The organism is Aeromonas sobria, from assembly GCF_006243315.1.
GTDB lineage: Bacteria > Pseudomonadota > Gammaproteobacteria > Enterobacterales > Aeromonadaceae > Aeromonas > Aeromonas sobria_A.
In genome coordinates this window covers 50,848-68,101 of the sequence record NZ_NKWE01000019.1, presented here as the reverse complement: position 1 = coordinate 68,101, position 17,254 = coordinate 50,848, and the positions used below count along the sequence as shown (strand labels likewise).

Annotated in this window: 16 protein-coding genes; 11 read left to right on the top strand and 5 right to left on the bottom strand. The window is 58.1% G+C overall.

Annotation, left to right across the window (positions count from 1 at the left end):
* Positions 1–62 precede the first annotated feature (62 nt).
* From CF137_RS05190 to CF137_RS05175, 4 genes are read left to right on the top strand one after another with little or no spacing between them, the layout of a single operon-like run.
* Complete coding sequence (locus CF137_RS05190) at positions 63–266, top strand: transcriptional initiation protein Tat (RefSeq protein ID WP_139718260.1); 204 nt, start codon at positions 63–65, stop codon at positions 264–266.
* Positions 267–301: 35 nt separating this feature from the next.
* On the top strand, positions 302–3,178 hold the full coding sequence (locus CF137_RS05185) for a formate dehydrogenase subunit alpha (protein ID WP_139718259.1): 2,877 nt from the start codon (positions 302–304) through the stop codon (positions 3,176–3,178).
* Positions 3,179–3,182: 4 nt separating this feature from the next.
* Positions 3,183–3,806, top strand: a complete 624-nt coding sequence (fdh3B, locus tag CF137_RS05180) for a formate dehydrogenase FDH3 subunit beta (RefSeq protein ID WP_139692323.1) — start codon at positions 3,183–3,185, stop codon at positions 3,804–3,806.
* Positions 3,803–4,774 carry a formate dehydrogenase subunit gamma gene (locus tag CF137_RS05175; RefSeq protein WP_139692324.1) on the top strand — a complete coding sequence of 324 codons (972 nt, stop codon included), beginning with the start codon at positions 3,803–3,805 and terminating at the stop codon, positions 4,772–4,774. The genes fdh3B and CF137_RS05175 overlap by 4 nt, the downstream gene beginning before the upstream one ends.
* Positions 4,775–4,870: 96 nt before the next feature.
* On the opposite strand, the gene CF137_RS05170 is transcribed toward CF137_RS05175, so the two are convergent.
* Positions 4,871–6,001 (bottom strand): hybrid sensor histidine kinase/response regulator, encoded by a 1,131-nt coding sequence (locus CF137_RS05170; protein ID WP_139718258.1) that lies wholly within the window; start codon positions 5,999–6,001, stop codon positions 4,871–4,873.
* Positions 6,002–6,204: 203 nt separating this feature from the next.
* Between CF137_RS05170 and CF137_RS05165 the strand changes: the two genes are divergently transcribed.
* Positions 6,205–6,615: a DNA breaking-rejoining protein gene (locus CF137_RS05165; protein WP_139718257.1), complete on the top strand. Its 411-nt coding sequence runs from the start codon at positions 6,205–6,207 to the stop codon at positions 6,613–6,615.
* Between the two features lie 96 nt (positions 6,616–6,711).
* Here the strand turns inward: CF137_RS05165 and CF137_RS05160 are convergent, their stop codons facing one another.
* The gene (locus tag CF137_RS05160; protein ID WP_139718256.1) at positions 6,712–7,476 is read right to left on the bottom strand and encodes a substrate-binding periplasmic protein; all 765 of its coding nucleotides are present in this window, start codon (positions 7,474–7,476) and stop codon (positions 6,712–6,714) included.
* A gap of 276 nt (positions 7,477–7,752) precedes the next feature.
* Here CF137_RS05160 and CF137_RS05155 point away from each other — a divergent pair, with 276 nt between their 5' ends.
* Complete coding sequence (locus tag CF137_RS05155) at positions 7,753–9,468, top strand: NAD-dependent malic enzyme (RefSeq protein ID WP_139718255.1); 1,716 nt, start codon at positions 7,753–7,755, stop codon at positions 9,466–9,468.
* 90 nt (positions 9,469–9,558) lie between these two features.
* On the opposite strand, the gene CF137_RS05150 is transcribed toward CF137_RS05155, so the two are convergent.
* Complete coding sequence (locus tag CF137_RS05150; RefSeq protein ID WP_139718254.1) at positions 9,559–9,900, bottom strand: RT0821/Lpp0805 family surface protein; 342 nt, start codon at positions 9,898–9,900, stop codon at positions 9,559–9,561.
* Positions 9,897–10,835, bottom strand: coding sequence for a Hint domain-containing protein (locus CF137_RS05145; RefSeq protein ID WP_139718253.1), 939 nt, complete (start codon positions 10,833–10,835; stop codon positions 9,897–9,899). The genes CF137_RS05150 and CF137_RS05145 overlap by 4 nt, the downstream gene beginning before the upstream one ends.
* A 305-nt stretch (positions 10,836–11,140) precedes the next feature.
* Between CF137_RS05145 and CF137_RS05140 the strand changes: the two genes are divergently transcribed.
* From CF137_RS05140 to CF137_RS05120, 5 genes are all read left to right on the top strand, one after another.
* Positions 11,141–12,379, top strand: coding sequence for a uracil-xanthine permease family protein (locus CF137_RS05140; protein WP_101319302.1), 1,239 nt, complete (start codon positions 11,141–11,143; stop codon positions 12,377–12,379).
* A 544-nt stretch (positions 12,380–12,923) separates the two neighbouring features.
* On the top strand, positions 12,924–13,655 hold the full coding sequence (locus CF137_RS05135) for a substrate-binding periplasmic protein (protein ID WP_101324010.1): 732 nt from the start codon (positions 12,924–12,926) through the stop codon (positions 13,653–13,655).
* 63 nt (positions 13,656–13,718) lie between these two features.
* Positions 13,719–15,245, top strand: coding sequence for a methyl-accepting chemotaxis protein (locus CF137_RS05130; protein WP_139718251.1), 1,527 nt, complete (start codon positions 13,719–13,721; stop codon positions 15,243–15,245).
* A 273-nt stretch (positions 15,246–15,518) separates the two neighbouring features.
* Positions 15,519–16,310 (top strand): winged helix-turn-helix domain-containing protein, encoded by a 792-nt coding sequence (locus tag CF137_RS05125; protein ID WP_240038513.1) that lies wholly within the window; start codon positions 15,519–15,521, stop codon positions 16,308–16,310.
* A gap of 10 nt (positions 16,311–16,320) precedes the next feature.
* Positions 16,321–16,839, top strand: a complete 519-nt coding sequence (locus tag CF137_RS05120) for a hypothetical protein (RefSeq protein WP_139718249.1) — start codon at positions 16,321–16,323, stop codon at positions 16,837–16,839.
* Here CF137_RS05120 and CF137_RS05115 read toward each other — a convergent pair.
* Positions 16,829–17,251, bottom strand: coding sequence for a GNAT family N-acetyltransferase (locus tag CF137_RS05115; RefSeq protein WP_139718248.1), 423 nt, complete (start codon positions 17,249–17,251; stop codon positions 16,829–16,831). The two genes, CF137_RS05120 and CF137_RS05115, sit on opposite strands and share 11 nt — an antisense overlap.
* Positions 17,252–17,254 lie beyond the last annotated feature (3 nt).

Below are 17,254 nucleotides of genomic sequence, written 5' to 3'. Positions count from 1 at the left end.
ATCCCATTGGACGCGAAGCTGGCGCGCAGGCGCCGGTAAGTACAAAAACAGAGGTCACAAGAATGAGCGATGAAAAGCTGAAAGACCCGTCCCGCCGCAATCTGATCAAGGGTGTTGGCGTGGCCGCCACTATCGGCGTATTGGCCGGAGCCACCGGTCGGGTGGTGGGCAAAGAGGTGCTGACCCACGACACCGAGCCTGACAAGGGCTATCGGGAGACATCCCATGTTCACGACTTTTATCGCACCCTGCGCGGCACCGACTGAGCCGGATCAGTGCCGAACATAGCGAAGGATAACTTATGAAACTGACAAAACGTGCCGAGCAGCCCCAGGCGGGCGAGCAGGGCAATGAGGCCATTCGCGGTCAGGGGCTGACCCGTCGCGCCTTTATGGTCAACTCCGGTTTGGTGGCCGGTGGCGCTGTAGCTGCCGGTTGGCTGGCCCCTGCCATGATGCAGCGGGCCGAGGCCAAAACAGTAGCTGCTGACGTGCCGGTCGAGGTGAAGCGCACCATCTGCTCCCACTGTTCGGTGGGCTGCGGCGTCTATGCAGAGGTGCAGAACGGTGTCTGGACCGGTCAGGAGCCAGCTTTCGATCACCCCTTCAACCTCGGCGGTCACTGCGCCAAGGGGGCGGCCCTGCGTGAGCACGGCCACGGCGAGCGTCGCCTCAAGTACCCGATGAAGCTGGTGGGCGGCAAGTGGCAGCGCATCAGCTGGGATCAGGCCATCGAAGAGGTGGGCAATGAGGTGCTGCGCCTGCGCAAGGAGTCCGGCCCCGACAGCGTCTACTGGCTCGGCTCCGCCAAGCACTCCAACGAGCAGGCCTACCTGTTTCGCAAGATGGCCTCCCTGTGGGGCACCAACAACGTGGATCACCAGGCGCGCATCTGCCACTCCACCACGGTTGCCGGGGTTGCCAACACCTGGGGCTACGGCGCCATGACCAACAGCCTGAACGACATGCACAACAGCAAGTCGATCATGTTTATCGGCTCCAACCCGGCGGAGGCCCACCCGGTCGCCATGCAGCACATCCTGCTGGCGAAAGAGCGCAACGGCTGCAAGATCCTGGTAGTCGACCCGCGCCGCACCCGCACCGCCGCCAAGGCGGACATGTACCTCTCCCTGCGTCCGGGCACCGACGTCGCCTTTATCTGGGGCATGCTCTGGCACATCTTCAAGAACGGCTGGGAAGACAAAGAGTTCATCCGCACCCGCGTCTATGGCATGGACGAGGTGCAAAAAGAGGTGGCGCGCTGGACCCCGGCCGAAGTGGAGCGGGTAACCGGCCTTAACGAACAGCAAGTGCACGATGCCGCCAAGCTGCTGGCCGACAACCGCCCCGGCTGCGTGGTCTGGTGCATGGGCGGCACTCAGCACACCACCGGCAACAACAACACCCGCGCTTACTGCATCCTCGAACTGGCCCTTGGCAACGTGGGCAAGAGCGGGGCGGGCACCAACATCTTCCGTGGTCACGACAACGTGCAGGGTGCCACCGACTTTGGCGTCACCTCCGACTCCTTGCCCGGTTACTACGGGCTGGAAGAGGGCTCCTGGAAGCATTGGGCCCGGGTGTGGGATGTCGATTACGAGTGGATCAAGGCCCGTTTTGACAACAAGGCCTACAGCGGCAAGCTGCCGATGAACAACAACGGCATTCCGGTCTCCCGTTGGGTGGATGGCGTGCTGGAGAACGCCGATCTCATCGAGCAGGGCTCCAACATCCGCGCCATGTTCTACTGGGGCCATGCGGTCAACTCCCAGACTCGCGGCCCCGAGATGAAAAAGGCGATGCAAAAGCTCGACATGATGGTGATTGTCGACCCGTATCCCACCGTCGCCTCGGTGATGAACGATCGCACCGACGGCGTTTATCTGCTGCCAGCCACCACCCAGTTCGAGACCTATGGTTCCGTCACCGCCACCAACCGCTCCATGCAGTGGCGCGACAAGGTGATAGAACCCCTGTTCGAATCCAAGGTCGACCACGAGATCATGTATCTGATGAGCAAAAAGCTCGGTTTTGCCGACCAGCTGTTCAAGCACATCAAGGTGGAGAACAACCAGCCGCTCTTGGAAGACATTACCCGCGAATACAACCGCGGCATGTGGAGCGTGGGCTACACCGGTCAGAGCCCGGAGCGGCTCAAGGCGCATCAGCAGAATTGGCACACCTTCCACAAGACCAACCTCAAAGCCGAGGGCGGCCCGGTCAGCGGTGAAGTGTATGGTCTGCCGTGGCCCTGCTGGGGCACTCCAGAGATGAAACACCCCGGCAGCCACATTCTCTACGACACCAGCATTCCGGTCTCGGAAGGGGGCGGTGGTTTCCGCGCCCGTTTCGGTATCGAGTATCAGGGCGTCTCGCTGCTGGCCGAAGACTCCTGGCCGAAAGGGAGCGAAGTGGAAGACGGCTATCCCGAGATCACTGCCGACCTGATGAAGCAGCTTGGCTGGTGGGATGAGCTGACCGAGGCCGAGAAGAAAGAGGCCGAGGGCAAGAACTGGAAGACAGATCTCTCCGGCGGCATCCAGCGGGTCGCCATCAAGCACGGCTTCGTCCCCTACGGCAACGCCAAGGCGCGCTGCGTGGTGTGGACCTTCCCGGATCAGGTGCCAAAGCACCGCGAGCCGCTCTACACCCCGCGCCGGGATCTGCTGGCCGACTACGCCACCTGGCCTGATTCGAAGAGCCTGTGGCGCCTGCCGACCCAGTACGCCTCGGTGCAGGAGAAGGACGTCAGCAAGGAGTTTCCGATCATCCTCACCTCCGGCCGTTTGGTGGAGTACGAGGGGGGCGGCGACGAGACCCGCTCCAACCCCTGGCTCGCCGAGTTGCAGCAGGAGATGTTCGTCGAGATGAACCCGGCGGATGCCAACGATGTCGGTGTGCGCGACGGTCAGGATGTGTGGGTCGAGGGGCCGGAAGGGGGCCGGGTCAAAGTCAAGGCGCTGGTCACCCCGCGGGTCAAGCCGGGGCTGGCCTTTATGCCATTTCACTTCGGCGGCCACTTCGAGGGCAAGGATCTGCGATCCAAATATCCGGAAGGGTCTGACCCTTATGTGCTGGGGGAGTCGGTCAACATAGTCACTACCTATGGTTATGACCCTGTAACCCAGATGCAGGAGACCAAGGTCACCCTGTGCCGTTTTCGCAAAGTAGGAGCCTGACCCCATGGCCAGAATGAAATTCATGTGTGACACCAAGCGCTGCATCGAGTGCAACGGCTGTGTGACGGCGTGCAAGAACGAGAACGACGATGCCCTCGAGTGGGGCATCCAGCGCCGCCGGGTGGTGACCCTCAACGACGGCCTGCCGGGGGAGACCTCCATCTCGGTCGCCTGCATGCACTGCACCGACGCTCCCTGCATGGCGGTCTGCCCGGCTGACTGCTTCTATCACACCGACGACGGCATAGTGCTGCACAACAAGGATCTCTGCATCGGTTGTGGTTACTGCCTGTTCGCCTGCCCGTTCGGTGCCCCCCAGTTCCCGAAAACCGCGGCCTTCGGCGATCGGGGCAAGATGGACAAGTGCACCTTCTGCGCCGGTGGCCCGGAAGAGGATCACAGCGAAGCGGAGCGCCAGAAGTACGGAGCCAACCGCATCGCCGAGGGCAAGCTGCCAATGTGTGCCGAGCTCTGCTCCACCAAGGCGCTGCTGGCGGGGGATGCACAGGTTATCTCCGATATCTTCCGCGAGCGGGTTGCCTATCGCGGTGCCAAGGAGGCGGCCTGGGGCAATGGCGATGAGCTGTTCCATGATGCCAGCAAGGCGGGCAAGGGAGGGGCGGCATGAAAACCTGGCTAATGGCCCTGTTTGCTGCCCTGCTGCTGGTGAGTACCGCAAGTTTCGCCGATGCCGAAAAAGAGGCGGTCGGCTTTGCCGGCGCCGATTACTGGCGGGCGGTGAAGGATGGGCAGGAGGGGGTGACCACCTCCCGCTCACCGGAGCACGGGGTGCTGATCTCGGTGCCGGGGCAGCTCTGGTTCGAGGTGAAGACCAAGTGGGTGTCGCCGCTCGGCGCCATCGCCATTTTCGGGTCGCTCGCCATGTGTGGCCTGATGTACCTGGTCGTGGGGCAGACCAAGCTCTCCAAGCCGCGCACCGGGCGCAAGCTCAAGCGCTGGAGCAGACTGGATCGGGCGCTGCACTGGACCACGGCGGGCATGTTCCTGACCCTTTCCGGGTCGGGGCTGGCCATCATCTATGGCAAGTACTTCATCAAGCCGGTGGTGAGCCTCGGGGTGTGGGAGAACTGGATCTGGTTCGCCAAGGTGTTCCACAACTACGTGGGACCGCTGTTCTTCCTCTGCCTGATGGGGGTGCTCATCAAGTGGTTCCGCCACAACATCGTCAACATGGTGGATGTGAAGTGGTTCATGAAGGCGGGTGGCATGCTGGGGCCCCACAAGGGCAGTCACCCCTCGGCGGGCTTCTCCAACGGCGGCGAGAAGGCGATCTTCTGGCTGCTGATCTGGTTTGGCGGCATAGTGGTGGCGACCGGACTGTTCCTCGACTTCCCCATCTTCGGCCAGTTGCGCCGCCAGATGGAGTGGGCCAGCTTTATCCATATCGTCGGGGCGCTGATCCTCATTTGCGGCTTTATCTTCCATATCTACATGGGTCTGTTCCAACTGGAAGGGGCGCTGGAGGGGATGGTGACCGGCGAGGTGGACGAGACCTGGGCCAAGGAGCACCACGACCTCTGGTATGAAGAGGTAAAACACACCCTCGATGAGCCGAAGGCGGGTAAGTCAAGCTGACCGTCGATGGCACGGAAAACATAAAGGGAAGGGGCGCTGAGGCGCCCCTTGTTGTTGTGTCATTTCCTCTGTTGTTCACTCGCTCTGCTTGATGTGTCAGCCCGCCGGTTTGAGCGGGAGGCGGATCTCGTAGCAGAGCCCTTCACCCGGTGGGCTGGTGACATTGACCGAGCCGCGCAGGTTGTTCTCGACCAGATTGTGGATCCGGCAGGCGCTCAATCCGCAGTGATTGGCGTTGCCGCGCAGGGTGGTGAAGAAGGGTTCAAACAGCCGTGGCAACTTGTCGGCGGGCATGCCGGGGCCGGAATCTTTGTAGGTGAGCAGCAGTGAGCCCTCATGCTGTTCGATATGGATGGTGAAACTGTGCTCCCCGGCCCCCTGAAAGGCGTGATCCAGACTGTTTTTGATCAGCTCCTGGACCAGATCCAGAAACAGGGATTCGGGGGCAGTTATGGTGACCTTGTTGCCGTCCAGATGGTAACTGACCTTGGCGATCTGCAGTTCTGGGGAGAAGGCCTGCAGCAGCTGCTGCAGACTCTCCTGCACTGAAAAGGTATTGGCATCCAGCTCGGTCTGATCCCGGGTCAGCTCCTTGAAACGGGTGACCAGCACTGCAACCCGGCGCAGGCTGGATTCAACCAGCTCGGTTCCCTCTTTGATATCGGTGAGTTGCTGATGGAGCAGGCGTTGACCCAGCACGCCGCTTTTTACCGCGTTGGCCAGCAGGTCGCCAGCGCCCTGAATCAGGCTGGAGGCGGTAATGCCAACTCCCAGCGGGGTATTTATCTCATGGGCAATCCCGGCGGTGAGCTGGAACAGGCTTTGGTAGAGTTGCACTCTAGCCTGCTGGCGCCCCAGCTCCTTGAGGCGTAGCTGGTTTTGCACCCGAGCCAGCACTTCGAGCTGATGAAATGGCTTGGAAACATAGTCACAGCCACCGGCCTGAAAGGCTTGCTCAAGGGCGCTGACTTCACTGTTTGCACTGATAAAGATGATGGGCAGGGCCCATTGCCCCTGTTGTTGCTGGATCCGCCGACACGCTTCGTAGCCATCCATCACCGGCATATTGATGTCCATCAGGATCAGATCGGGCGTGGCCTGCGTTGCGGCATCAACGGCCTGCTGGCCATCTGTCGCTTCGCGCACCTGATAACCAGCCTCTTCGAGCAGGCTGCGCAGGATATAGCGATTGGAGGCCATGTCATCGACGATCAGTATGTTGCTCATGGTGTTGCTGTTTGGCATACCGCAGTGCAGTTCCGTGCTATGGGTCCAATCTTCAGCATAGTTGTTCATCCCCTTTATCGGTTTACAAATAGGGGGAGAGAGTGATTCAAACGAGTTTTTGTGCGCCAGCGGTGCACGTAAAATGTGCAATAGTAGGCGAGCGACAGTACACGGACATAGTTTCAACGGAGAGGTGTGTGAAGATGAACAAAGCGTTATTGGCAGCGGTATGGTCGGTCGGGTTGCTGGGCGGGATATCGGCCTGGTCTGTGCAGGCGGCTGACGGGATCAAGACCCAGCAGGTGCAGTTCAAGAAGGGGGAGTCTGGGGCGACCATCAACGGCACCATTCAGGGTAGCCAAACCCTCGATTACAAGCTGACGGCCAACAAGGGCCAGAGCATGGTGGTGATCCTGACCGGCAAGCCCTATTTCAATATTCTGCCGCCAGGCAGCAAGGGGGAGGCGATCTTTATCGGCTCCACCGAAGGGAACAACTTTGAGACAACCCTGCCCGCCAAGGGCACCTACACCATTCGTGTCTACCAGATGGGGGCGGACGAAAGCAGCAAGGCCAAGACGCCGTTCAAGCTGGAGGTGGGCATCAGCGGTTAATGCCTGCTGCTGACAAGCATCACGGCGGTGGCTGTTACAGGGGGCCACCGCTGTTGTTTTTCCCTCGCGTTTACCTCAATACGTTCATCAAGACGATCAATAGTCGCCCCGGGCCAGTCGTTCGAAGTAAGTCTGATAGCGCCCGCTGGCGATGGCCTGCTGCAATTGCTGATTGAACTGATCCCGCAATTTGGCCGAATCCGGCATCTTGCGCGGGAACATCACGAAGCTGTCGTTGCGTAGAAAAGGGGTCTGGCTGTGGGTGATGAGGGTTGCGCTGGTGGGATCAAGCTGGCTCTGCAGCTCGGCCAGACCGACCCGCAGCTCTTGCGGATAGAGGTCGATCCGCCCCCGCAGCAGCTTGCCGAAATTCTGTTTCACGTCGGTGACCTTCTGCTGGGTCACCTTGCCGTCAGCCACCATCTTGTCCAGTTCTGGCCCGTAGCTGTAGGCGATATCGCCCCCCAACCGCATGCCGACGATCTGCTCAAGGCGCTCGGCCTGCAGCTGTCGTGCTTTGAGTGAGAAGAAGACAAACTGCTCCTGCAGCACCGCTTCGCTGAACAGAAAATCCTGCTTCCGTTCCGGTTTGTGCATCCAGACGGCGGTGGCGTCATAGAGCTGGCTGTTGGCCGCCAGCGAATAGACTCGGCCCCAGGGGGCGAAGTGGAACTTCACCTCATAGCCCGCCGCCTTGAACAGATCGACGATGAGATGGGCCACCGGGCCGTGCTGTTTCGACTGTTCAGAAACAAAAGGAGGCCACTCGCCGACGATGATGTTGAGCACCCGGCCCGGTGCGGCCAGTGCCGATTGGCAGGTCAGAAACAGCCACAGAGCAAGCAGCGGGATCAGGCGCATGGCAAGAAGAGGGGGGCGCAGGCTGGCAGAGTCGAGGGCATCAGGGTCACTCCCGGCTGTGATGCTGTGAAGGGTGGCTGGGTTGCCAGCAATGCTAACATGAGTCTTATTCCTTGCTGTGGATATTTGTCTCGCCGGGGTCGCTGGGGGCCTATTTTGGCCGCAGGGTATGCCCAAGCTCACAAAACCGATCGAATAAACGTCATATGATTGATTTCATTATGAGTCTTACTCTCCTGCCGAATGGCAACTTCACGTAAATCAAAGAGAATGACTATGGCTACCGGACAATATCTGCTGTGGAAAGATGCACAGGGACAGGATTTTCGCCCCGTTGCACTGACAGGTACAAACCTGCTGAATGATCGCAATCTTAACAAGGGCACTGCCTTCACCGAACAGGAACGTGCCGATTTCGAGCTCGATGGCTTGTTGCCGCCTCAGGTACAAACGTTTGAAGCCCAGCTCGAACGGGTTTATGAAGGGTTCAAGAGCGCGAGCAGCGACATCGAGAAGTACCAGAACCTGCGTGCTCTGCAGGATCGCAACGAAACTCTCTTCTATGCCTTGCTCTCCCGCCATGTGGAGGAGATGACTCCTTATATTTACACCCCGACCGTCGGCAAGGCGTGTCAGGAGTTCAGCCACCGTTTCCAGAAGCCGCGCGGCCTCTATATCACCCCGAAAAATGTCGAAGACATGGATTCGCTGGCCCGTCATATCGATGCCAAATCGATCCGCATCATAGTAGTGACCGACAGCCAGGGGATCCTGGGGATTGGCGATCAGGGGGTGGGCGGCATGGGTATTCCTATCGGCAAACTCTCTCTCTATACCTTGGGGGCCGGTATTCACCCCGCCTGCTGTCTGCCCATCGCGCTGGATGTGGGCACCGACAACCAGAAACTGCTCGATGATCCCATGTATCTGGGTCAGCCCCACAAGCGCATTCGTGGCAAGGAGTACGACGACTTCATCGACAAGTTTGTCGCCGGGGTCAAGCGCCACTTCCCCAATGCCGTACTGCAGTGGGAAGACTTCAGCAAATCCAACGCCTTCAACAATCTGGCCCGCTACCAGCAGGCGCTGCCGTCATTCAACGATGACATTCAGGGTACTGGTGCCGTGGTGCTGGCCGGTATCATAGGCGCGGTCAAGGTCAAGGGGGAAACCCTCGGCCAGCAGAACTATCTGGTCTATGGCGCCGGTGCTGGCGGGGTCGGGGTGGCGGATCAGATCTGCGCGGGGATGATCCGCGAAGGGATGGATCCGCAGGCGGCACGGGATCGCATCTACATTCTGGATACCCAAGGGCTGGTGTGTGACAACCGGGAAGGGCTCGACGAGTACAAGCGCCGTTACGCTAAACCGGGGCTGCTGCTGGCGGGCTGGGATACCGAGGTGCCCGGCAAGGCCAATCTGGCCGACGTGCTGCGCCATGTGCCCATCACTGTGCTGCTGGGTACCAGCGGCTCGGGCGGTGCCTTCCAGGAAGAGCACGTCCAGTTGCTGCAGCAGCATTGCGAGCGCCCCATGGTGTTCCCGCTCTCCAACCCGACCGCCAACTGTGAAGCGCTGCCGGAGGATATTTACCGCTGGAGTCAGGGCAAGGCCATCGTTGCCACCGGCAGCCCGTTCAAGGACGTGAGCTACGAGGGGCAGGATTTCCGGGTCGGGCAGGGCAACAACGTCTTTATCTTCCCCGGGGTGGGTTTGGCAGCCATTGTCAGTCAGCTTCGCGAGTTAAGCCCCGATATCTTCACCACCGCCGCCTTTGCGTTGGCCGAGTGTGTCAGTGAGGTGGACTTGGCGAAGGGTGCCGTCTATCCGCGTATTCGCGAGCTGCGCAGCATCTCGGTGCATGTGGCGACTGCTGTGCTGAAAGACATAGTGCGGCGAGATCCCTCCCATCCACTGATCGGTCAGGATCTGCAGCAGCATATCCTCAACCACATGTGGGAGCCGGTTTATCTGCCTTATCGTCGGGTATAACCGCGGATCCACTGCCCGGATAACGGGTTGGTAAAGATGACAAGGGGGTAGCGCTGCTACCCCCTTTTGTTTTATCCCCCGTTGCATGCGCTAAGTGCGCAAGGGCCGCCAGCGACCGTCCTGATTGCGGCAGGCGGTATCCTGCCACTGCTGGCTGGCCTTACCGATATAGAGTTGCTCGCGATAGTCGCGGCACCACTCCCCGCTGGTATGGCGGAAGGTACGCAGCGGCGTGACGCTACCCGAGTGACGGTTGGCCGGATTGAACCAGGTGAGGCTCTGCCCTTTGGCGCGGGTTTCCAGCGCCTTGGCGAGGGCCTGATTGGCCAGTTGAACATCTGCTTTATCCATCTGATGGTAAAGCGGCTGGGTGTCGACCGTGGCGCAGCCGGTGAGGCCGAGCAGGAGGAGTGGTAACAGATTGCGCATCATGGTTGCCCCTGTTGGCGAAAACCGTTGTTGAGCAGAGCCCGCTCCTGCTCATCGGTAAGCACTTGTTGGCGATCATCGACCGTGCCATCACCCCTGAGTTTGTTGCCATTGGCATCGACGGCATCCACGCCGTTGTCATCAATGCCATTGCCAAACCCGCGGCCGCCATGGTCATCGCCCCCTGCGTGTTGTTCACCACCACCATGTTGCTCACCGCCAGCATGCTCGCTCTGGCCGCCACTATCATCGCTGCCTCCGCCGCTATCGCTGCCTCCGCCGCTATCGCTGCCTCCGCCGCTATCGCTGCCGCCACCCCCGTCGCCATCTTTGTTGTGAACGATCAGCTCATTGGCGATATAGCTGTGGCTGCCATCGAGCAGCAGATTGAAGAGCGCAGTGGTTGGGGGAGCCTCGATCCAGCAGAGTGATTCAACCAGCAGTAATTCCGGTTGGGGTTGCAGGGCCAGATTGCCCGTCACCATGCCAGGTGCCGGGCGACACACTATCTGCATGCCGGTAAATAGCGGTAGCACCGTCAGCTGCGGGTTTTCGGTTCGGGTCATGGCAGGTGCGATGGCCGCCCAGCCGCGAGTGGTCAGCAGAGGATGCTCTGCAGTAAAGAATGGGGCCAGATGGTTGATCCCGTAGAGTCTGCGTTTGCCCAGTATTACCTGTTCGACCGCCAGGATCCGGTTGCTGCCGCCATGCTGATCCAGCACCTGTTCACCGGCCCGCAGCGTCTCTATGGGGCGGATGGAACCATCTGCCATCGTGATGCGGGTGCCGGCGATAAAGCAGGACTTGGCATAGGCCTGATTCATTTGCCACTCATTGTGGGTGAAATCATAACTGAACGGGTTCGCAAACAGGGCGAGTGCGATAGCCGAGCCGATCAGTAGTCTGCGCTGGCTGGCCTTGAATGGGGGCTGTGACATGGGGACTCCTTGTCCATCTTGATTCACAGGATCCATTATAGAGCGCCCTCTGATGGTGGCATTTTTGAGCATGAACACAATAAACATGATGGAAAAACGATTGGCGTTCGCCACAATAATGCGTAAAATCGCATACTCGATGCTTGTAGCAACGAATCCCGCCTAAAAAGCCAGTTTCATGCCCTCCCCAAGCAGTAAAAGGTAACAAGTGGCGCTTTTGTGTTCATTCTGTGCCTTGAAAAAGTCTTGTGATAACTGAAAAGTGTCAAATATCCCTGTCAGTTATCAAAAAATTAAGGACATCCATGTTTTCCTTAGTCAAGCAAAGTGTCGCCGGGCTGCAAATCCTGTTTGTTGCGTTCGGCGCCATGGTTCTGGTGCCCCTGCTCACCGGATTGAACCCCTCCATGGCCCTGCTTGGCGCTGGTGTGGGAACCTTGTTGTTCCAGCTCTGCACTCGTCGCCAAGTCCCGATTTTCCTCGGTTCCAGCTTTGCCTTCATCGCCCCCATCATCTACGCCACCCAGACTTGGGGATTGCCATCCACCATGTTTGGCCTGTTTGCCGCCGGTTTCATGTATTTCATTCTGGCTGCGCTGATCCGGGTAAAAGGGATGGGTTTTGTCCATAAGTTGTTGCCGCCGGTCGTCATCGGCCCGGTGATCATGGTAATTGGCCTCTCCGTGGCGCAGGTTGCCTGCAACATGGCGATGGGGCGTGCGGGTGCCGAGCAAGTTATTCCGGCCGGTGCAGCGCTGACTCTGGCGGGGATTTCACTGGCGGTGACCCTGATCGCTGCCGTGTTCTGCAAAGGTTGGATCAAGCTCATCCCGATCCTCAGTGGTGTGGTAGTCGGCTATATCTCGGCAATATTTATGGGGCTGGTGAGCTTTGAGGGGATGGTCACTACCCCCTGGTTAGCGCTGCCTCACTTTGAAACCCCGGAGATCAACTGGGCTGCAGCCCTGTTTATGCTGCCGGTAGCCATCGCCCCGTGTATCGAGCATATCGGTGGCGTGCTGGCCATCGGTGGGGTGACGGGTCAGGATTACACCAAGAATCCGGGTCTGCACCGCACTCTGGCCGGTGACGGTATCGGCGTCTGCTTTGCCGGTTTCATCGGTGGCCCACCCGTGACCACCTACGCCGAAGTGACCGGTGCTGTGATGATTACTCGTAACTTCAACCCGGTGACCATGACCTGGGCGGCCGTATTCGCCATCATTCTGGCGTTTTTCGGCAAGTTCAATGCACTGCTTACCTCCATTCCGATGCCAGTGATGGGCGGTATCATGCTGCTGCTGTTCGGATCCATTGCTGCTATCGGTCTCAAGACGTTGGTGGAGTCCAAAGTTGATATGGGGCTGTCGCGTAACATCGCTATCGTGGGTGTGACGCTGACGGTTGGTGTGGGTGCGCTGGAGATGAAGATCGGTGACTTCGCATTGGCCGGTGTCGGTCTGGCATCAGTGGCGGCCATCCTGCTCAATCTGATCCTGCCTGCTCACTCTGAAGAGGAAGTGACGGAAGCCGCCAAGGATTAAGTCCCGGCATTACACAGGCTGTTGATCTGCAAGAGGCCACCTTGGGGTGGCCTCCTTTTTTGGCTGGATCCTGCAGCGAAATCCCATTGCCACACCGCAGTCCGGTGATGGATGAGCGGTTTAGCTTTGTCATTTGACGTATCTGTTTTCGTGACCTTAGCTAAAGAGCAGGTATGGCTCTGAGGTTGTCTTGAGCAGGATGATAAAATGGATGTTGGTGTTTTCGATCATTTTTCTTCCAAGCCGTCGCCATGTATCGATGCGCCTCTCTTTTGCCACGGCGCTGTTGCACGTCATCGGTCTTATCCGCCCCCATCCAGCATTTTTTCATCTTACTTTGGCCTGTTCCCCCTCTCTTTGACCGTGAGCCTGTCTTGCCGGTTGCGCTTAATCGCGTGCTGGCGAAATCGGAATTTGTTTGCTGCTGCACATCGGGTGAGCGGCGAGCCGTGAAAGCCGGCATGACCCGTATCGGGTCAGGAGTGCACCGCCAGCCAACAGGGGTGGGTGTTCAGGGATGAATGGCAAGCAAGGCGAGGTTGCAATGAACTATCAACAGCTGTGGAAAAGTGCAATTTTTTCAGTCTCTACCGTGATGACGATGAGTGCGGCTCAGGCTGTGCCATTGAATGTGATGACGGAGGATTATCCTCCATTCAACATGCAGGGGGAGGGTGGCAAGATTGTCGGGCTATCCACCGAAGTGGTTGAAGAACTGCTCAAGCGCGCTGAGGTTGAATACAAACTGACGCTGATGCCCTGGAAGCGGGCTTATGAAGATACCCTCAGCACCCCCAACACGGCGCTCTATTCAACAACGCGCACTCCTGAGCGGGAAGCGCTGTTCAAGTGGGTCGGGCCGCTGGTTAATAACAACTGGGTCTTTTTCTCCAGCGCGACGGCCAATATTGCGGTGACGTCACTCGAAGATGCCAAGCAGTATTCGGTGGGGGGCTATAACGGCGATGCAGCTGCCGAGTACCTCAAGGCGCAGGGTTTCACCAAGTTGCAGCTGGCCGCCAATGACACCGCCAACGTGAAAAAACTGGAAGCGGGTCGTATCGACTTGTGGGCGACAGGTCAATATCTGGCCCCCTATCTGGCCACCAAGGAGAAGGTTGCCAACCCCAAGTCAGTGTTTGTGTTCAAGGAAACCCAGATGAGTTTGGCGTTTAACAAGGAGACGCCGGATGAGCTGATCACCAAGCTCAACGAGATCCTGGCCGCCATGAAAGCGGATGGCACCATCGACAAGATCAATGCCAAGTACCAGTAACAGTATCTGTAACAAGTGCCAGTAAATGGCACTGCTCCGGCTGCCGTAAACCGGGAGGAAACCATGGATTGGAAAAGTCTGACGTTCAGGATCGCCGTGTTGACCTCTCTGTCGGTGAGTCTGCTACTGGTGTTGTTTGGTGGCTACAACTACAGCGCTGCCAGGGCGGAGAGCTACAGCAAACAGAGCGTGCTGGTCGAACAGGCCATCGGTCGGCTGCAGCTCTCCCTGCCCGGCCCGCTGTGGAATTATGAGTCGGCCTTCATCGAGGCATCGCTCAAGTCCGAGCTGGCGGCCGATATCCTCAGTGCGCTGCTGGTGGTCAACAAGGAGAAGCTGGTAGCCGGGTTTGCCCGTGACACAGCGGGTACCATTGCCCCCGTGACTGCCATTCCTGCCGATACCGCTGCCTACGGTGGTTACGATCTGGTCTATGACGACAGCGGTCAGAAAAACACAGTGGCCAGATTGTTGGTGCAAACCAGTGATGCTGCTATTCAGGCCCACTTGCGTCAGCAGTTGATCACCACCGTCTGGCAAATCGTGGTGCTCGATCTTTGCATCATTGTGCTGCTGATGGTGCTAATTCACCGCAATGTGCTGAGGCCACTCCATCAGATGAATCAGGCGGTGTTCGATCTGGCCAAAGGGGAAGGGGACCTGACCAGACGTCTGAAGATCCGCCGTCAGGATGAAATGGGGGCGCTGGCCACCAACATCAACCTCTTCATTGCCAAGTTGCAGGAGATGGTGGCGGAGATTAATGAGTTTTCTGCCGGGGTGCTGCAAAACGCCGAACGCTGTGACGTCCTCTCGGCAGATACTCGTGTTGGCAGTGACGCCCAGCAATCCGAGCTGGATCAGGTCGCCACTGCCATTACCGAGATGAGCCAAGCGGTGCAGGAGGTTGCGGGTAATGCGGGGAGGACTGCCACCGCGACAGATGAGGCCAATCTCTATGTGGAGCAGGGCTACAATCTGGCGGGGCATGCCAATGAGGCCATTCATCAATTAGTGGGTGAAGTGGAACGGGTGGCCATCTTGATGCGCTCCCTCTCGACCGAGAGCAGCAGCATTGGCAATATCATTGAGGTGATCAACGGGATTGCCGAACAGACCAACCTGCTGGCCCTCAATGCCGCCATTGAGGCGGCCAGAGCAGGGGATCAGGGCCGGGGTTTTGCGGTGGTGGCCGATGAAGTTCGTACCCTGTCGGGGCGCACTCGTCAGTCAACAGAAGAGATCAGTGCCAGCATCAAGCGATTGCAACAGGCCACCCAGAATGTCGGTGTGGGCATGCAGCAAAGTCAGGAGAAAGCATCCCGTGCGGGTATCGAGGCGGCAGATGTGCAGAACTCGGTGGAGAAGATAAAAAGTCAGGTTAGTTTGATCCGCGAGATGAATATCTACATTGCCCAGGCATCGGAAGAGCAGCATTCGGTGGCAGAAGGCGTAAGCCACAGCGTCAACCGCATTGCCACACTCAATAGCGAGAGCGCAGCGCGAGTGGCACAAGTTGCCGAAGCCAGTAGCGACCTGCGTCAACTATCGGCCCAGCTTGATGGTCTACTCAAGCAGTTTCGGGTTTAAGATCCTGTCATATCAGCCCCATTGGATATGTTGTTGTCCATTGGGGCATCATAGATCTTCGCTATAAGCAGGGATATTCAGCGTGGAGCCGCGCAGTACGACCATGCTGGACGCATGGGGCTATTTTCTCTGGCGATGCTAATGCTCATCTATTGTGCCGTGGATCCTGACCTATTAGAATTTCGCCTAATTTCAGCAAGCCCTGAGTCGTCATTGGCATTATCAGGCGTGGGATCCCCTTTTTCATGATGATGCAGATAATAGGTGGCTGGTATGACGGCAGGCAATAGTGTATCTGCCTACCACTTTGGTGATTATGTCTTTGATGTCAAAAGACGAGAGCTGATTTTTGGTGCCGACAAGGACAAGGTGCAAAGCGCCAGGGTGGTGCGCTTGTCATCGGCTGAGAGCCTCATTTTCAGCTATCTGCTCGATCACCATGACGAAGTGTGCGACAAGGATCTGCTGCTCGATATTGGCTGGTTGGGCCGCCCCATCAGCCCCAACTCACTTAACGTGGCTATCGCCAATATTCGCCGCCACTTCGCATCATCCCCTCAGACGTTGGATATCAGAAGCACTCCGAAAAAAGGCTACGCCTTGCATCTCAACTGCAAGGTGAAAACCTATTACGGCAAGCTGGCACCCATCGAGGCGATTCCACACTCCGAGCCTGTTGCCGAGAACGAACCACCTGTTTTGACGCCCACAGAAGCAATGCTATCGCTTCAGCCCGTCAATGAGGTCACTGGCGAGATTTCCTCTGTCACTTCCCGTTCGATAGGGCAGCGTCTCAAGCTTGCATTGTTAAGCTGCATTGGTCGGCCGCTGTTGGCCAGGGGGCTGATTTACATCAATCTGGCTCTAGTTGTGCTGGTGTTGTTTGCTGTCGGTTATCTGAATTTTGAGTGGCTACATGTGCGCTGTGCTGATTCGCCGACGGGCGTCGTTTGTCAGATGGAAGCCAAGAGCGAAGTGCCGACGGTCAAGCCTGCATCGCTGGTGCTGGTCTCCGGCCACAAAGTGCGTGTGCTCGCCTATGAAGAGCTCGAAAAAACGCTGTAAGGGATGTCTGATGAAACGAACGCTGAAAAATACCTTGCTGCTGTTGCCACTGCTTGTCGTGCTGCTGTTTATGGTCGGGATGTTTATCAACAGTCTGGGCTGTCATTACGATCTGAAAATGTCGGCCAACGGGGTCAACTATCACGGGGTGTGTCGCTGGGGAAAAATCACCGTGATTGAAGAGGAGGAGGCGACCAAGGAGAAGTGGCGGGTGACCGGCTTTCAATTTACCTTCTTCAACCAGCTTGTTTACCTCATCGACAGTCGTACCCAGCTGCACGAGTCGGGTAACGATGACTCCTATCTCAATGAGTACAACCTGATCCAGTCGCAATATGCGTTGGTCAACTATGCCTGGGTGCCGCTGACCGAAAACAAGGTGGCGATCTTCCAGCGTGATCCGGTGCATGAGGTCGTGATTGCCCAGCGAGATGGCTGGTTCGATCTCTACCGCTGGTTCTTCCCCCCGGCACCGCTGGTGCCTGTTCAGTCGCAAAGTGCAGGCGCTGGGCGACCCGCTAGTTTCTGATCAACTTGCACCAGGGACCGGTGACGTCACAGTGACCGGTCTCATCGCTGCTTATCCAGCCGAGGCGATGATAAAAAGCCAATGCTGCGGTATTAAGGGTCGCGACCTTGAGCGAGCCGGGTTTAGCGGTATCAGCCAACCCGTGATCGAGCAGCGCTCGCCCGATCCCCTGACCATGCCAGTCGCTTGAAACATACAGATGATGGACGAAGTTGTCAGGCTGCCAGATGGCAATAAAGCCACAGATGTTTGCCCCATGCTCGGCTACCCAGACTCGTTCGCCTTCGGTCTGCTTTGCAAAATCATCAAGCTGAAATTGAGCGGGTTCGACCCAGTGAAAGGTTTGTCGCCGGATCTTTAAAAACAGCTGGGCCAGCTGGGGAATATCCTGTTCTACCATGAGTCTGATCATGAT

Bases quoted from the DNA above. Each gene is read 5' to 3' on its own strand.
- CF137_RS05190 (WP_139718260.1), top strand. From the start codon at position 63: ATGAGCGATGAAAAGCTGAAAGACCCGTCCCGCCGCAATCTGATCAAG.
- CF137_RS05185 (WP_139718259.1), top strand. From the start codon at position 302: ATGAAACTGACAAAACGTGCCGAGCAGCCCCAGGCGGGCGAGCAGGGC.
- fdh3B (WP_139692323.1), top strand. From the start codon at position 3,183: ATGGCCAGAATGAAATTCATGTGTGACACCAAGCGCTGCATCGAGTGC.
- CF137_RS05175 (WP_139692324.1), top strand. From the start codon at position 3,803: ATGAAAACCTGGCTAATGGCCCTGTTTGCTGCCCTGCTGCTGGTGAGT.
- CF137_RS05170 (WP_139718258.1), bottom strand. From the start codon at position 6,001: ATGAGCAACATACTGATCGTCGATGACATGGCCTCCAATCGCTATATC.
- CF137_RS05165 (WP_139718257.1), top strand. From the start codon at position 6,205: ATGAACAAAGCGTTATTGGCAGCGGTATGGTCGGTCGGGTTGCTGGGC.
- CF137_RS05160 (WP_139718256.1), bottom strand. From the start codon at position 7,476: ATGCGCCTGATCCCGCTGCTTGCTCTGTGGCTGTTTCTGACCTGCCAA.
- CF137_RS05155 (WP_139718255.1), top strand. From the start codon at position 7,753: ATGGCTACCGGACAATATCTGCTGTGGAAAGATGCACAGGGACAGGAT.
- CF137_RS05150 (WP_139718254.1), bottom strand. From the start codon at position 9,900: ATGATGCGCAATCTGTTACCACTCCTCCTGCTCGGCCTCACCGGCTGC.
- CF137_RS05145 (WP_139718253.1), bottom strand. From the start codon at position 10,835: ATGTCACAGCCCCCATTCAAGGCCAGCCAGCGCAGACTACTGATCGGC.
- CF137_RS05140 (WP_101319302.1), top strand. From the start codon at position 11,141: ATGTTTTCCTTAGTCAAGCAAAGTGTCGCCGGGCTGCAAATCCTGTTT.
- CF137_RS05135 (WP_101324010.1), top strand. From the start codon at position 12,924: ATGAACTATCAACAGCTGTGGAAAAGTGCAATTTTTTCAGTCTCTACC.
- CF137_RS05130 (WP_139718251.1), top strand. From the start codon at position 13,719: ATGGATTGGAAAAGTCTGACGTTCAGGATCGCCGTGTTGACCTCTCTG.
- CF137_RS05125 (WP_240038513.1), top strand. From the start codon at position 15,519: ATGACGGCAGGCAATAGTGTATCTGCCTACCACTTTGGTGATTATGTC.
- CF137_RS05120 (WP_139718249.1), top strand. From the start codon at position 16,321: ATGAAACGAACGCTGAAAAATACCTTGCTGCTGTTGCCACTGCTTGTC.
- CF137_RS05115 (WP_139718248.1), bottom strand. From the start codon at position 17,251: ATGATCAGACTCATGGTAGAACAGGATATTCCCCAGCTGGCCCAGCTG.